Origin of the sequence: Sphingomonas sp., assembly GCF_019242355.1 — a bacterium.
Lineage (GTDB): Bacteria > Pseudomonadota > Alphaproteobacteria > Sphingomonadales > Sphingomonadaceae > Sphingomicrobium.
This window is the reverse complement of the sequence record NZ_JAFAVR010000047.1, coordinates 1-2118: the sequence shown is the minus strand read 5'-3', so window position 1 is coordinate 2118 and position 2118 is coordinate 1. Positions and strand designations below refer to the sequence as shown.

Here is a 2118-nt window from a genome sequence, read left to right as displayed (position 1 = left end):
GATTACCGCCCGAGAGCTTTCCGACCGGATTTTCCGGGTCGCCTGCTTTGATGCCGAGGTCCGCGATCCACTGCCGCACGATGTCTTGCCGGCGGTCGCGTTCGACGAGGCCGAAGCGGTCGGAAAGGCTGGCGAGCACGGTCAGCGCGATGTTGGACGAGATCGGCTGCGGCATCACAAGCCCGAGCGACAGCCGGTCCTCCGATACGTAAGCGATGCCGTTCTCGATGGCGTCCCGGTTGGAGCGGAGCTTCACCGCGTGCCCGTTCATGCGGACCTCGCCTGAATCGGGCGGGTTCATGCCGAATAGCGACAGCGCGAGCTCCGTGCGTCCCGAGCCGAGTCGGCCGGTGATGCCGAGGATCTCGCCCTGCCGCACCGACAGGGACACGTCCGTGAAATCGCCGGCGCGCGAGAGGTCCTCGACCTCGAGCACGCTCGGCGCGGCGCCGAGGTCCACCTCGATGCGCTGATGGTCGAAGGATTTGCCGGTCATCAGCTCGCCAAGGCGGCGGTCGGTCATTCCCGCCGCCTCGAACGTGCCGCGCTTCTCACCGTTGCGCAGCACCGTGACGCGTTCGGCGATCTCGAGCAACTCGTCGAGCCGGTGGCTGACGAACACGACCGCGACCGCCCGGCGCTTCAGCTCGAGCGTGAGCGCGAGGAGTGCATCGACCTCGTGCCGCGTCAGCGAGGCGGTCGGTTCGTCCATGATGACGAGGCGCGCGTCGTTGGCGATGGCGCGGCAGATCGCGACGAGCTGGCGCTGGGCGATCGAGAGGTCGCCGACGTAGGACGCTGGGTCGAGCGACACGCCGATCCGCGCCATGGCGGCTTCCGCCGTGCGCCGGATCGCGCCCCAGCGCAGGAAATGCAGCCCGTGGTGCTGCTCGACCGCGATGTTCTCGGCTACCGTGAGGTTGGGGAACAAGGACAAGTCCTGGTAGATGACCTGGATGCCGCGCCGGATGCTCTCGGCCGGATCCAGCCCTGCGCACTCCTCGCCGCCGATCAGGATGCGACCGCCCGCCTCCGGCGCCTGCACGCCGGAGATGATCTTGATCAGCGTCGATTTGCCCGAGCCATTCTCGCCTGCGAGGCAGTGCACCTCGCCGGCGGCCACGTCCATGTCGATGCCGTTGAGCGCGCGGACGCCGCCGAACCGTTTCGATATGTTCCGCAACTCGAGAAAGCTCGGCATAGCGCCCACCCTCGTCAACGATGTGCTCAGATACCGAGCTTCAGGAGTTCGGGCAGCGTCTGCTTGTTGAGGACCAACATGCGCGACACGCTGATGATCCGCTTGTCCGGGTCCACGTTCGCCTTGCCGATGCCGGGGATGTCCATCCCGGTCTTGAACTCGGCTTTCTTCAGGGTGAGGCTCGCCACCGCGACCAGGGCCTCGCCGACCTCCTTGGGGCTCCAGAGGAAGACTTCCTTGAGGGCGCCGTCCTCGATCAGGGGCCTCGCCTGCGACGGGAGCGCGAAGCCGGTGACGGACAGCTTGTTCTGGAGATGGCGCTGGCGGACCACGTTGCCGGCGCCGATCGGCCCGTTCGAGCCGAAGCCGATCACGCCGCGCAGGTCCGGATAGGCCTGGAGCGCGCTGCGAACGACCTGTTCCGTCGTGTCGATCTCATCGGCGCCAGGGAAGCGGTCGGCCGCGAGCTTCATGCCGGGGTAGTTCTTCTTCTGGTAGGCGATGGCAGCATCGCACCAGAGATTGTGCAGCGGCGTCGTGAGCGTGCCCACGATGCAGATATACTCGCCCTTCTCGCCCATCTGCCGCGCGAGCGACTTCATCATCGCCTCGCCGAACGCCGTGCTATCGACCATCTCGACATCCCAGGTCCGGCCTTCCATGTCGGGGCCTTCCTGCGTGATCACGATGATCCCGGCGTCGCGGGCGCGCTTCACGACGGGCGCCAGCACCTTCACGTCCAGCGGGATCAGGCCGAGCACGTCAACTTTCTTGGCGATCGTGTCCTCGACGAGTCGAACTTGCTGGGCCGGATCGACGTGGGCCGGGCCGATCATGGTGGAGTCGATGCCGAACTGCTTGCCTGCCGCAGCGAGGCCGGTCTGCAGCAGGGAGAAGTATGGGACGCCGACGATCTT

The 2118-nt window shown here is 66.6% G+C and carries 2 protein-coding genes; both read right to left on the bottom strand.

What is annotated here, in order from left to right; genetic code table 11:
• On the bottom strand, positions 1–1201 hold a 1201-nt coding region (locus JOZ79_RS02030; RefSeq protein ID WP_294069896.1), incomplete at its 3' end, for a sugar ABC transporter ATP-binding protein.
• Positions 1202–1227: 26 nt separating this feature from the next.
• Positions 1228–2118 (bottom strand): substrate-binding domain-containing protein (locus JOZ79_RS02025; RefSeq protein WP_294069893.1); only part of this gene is annotated, 891 nt, incomplete at its 5' end.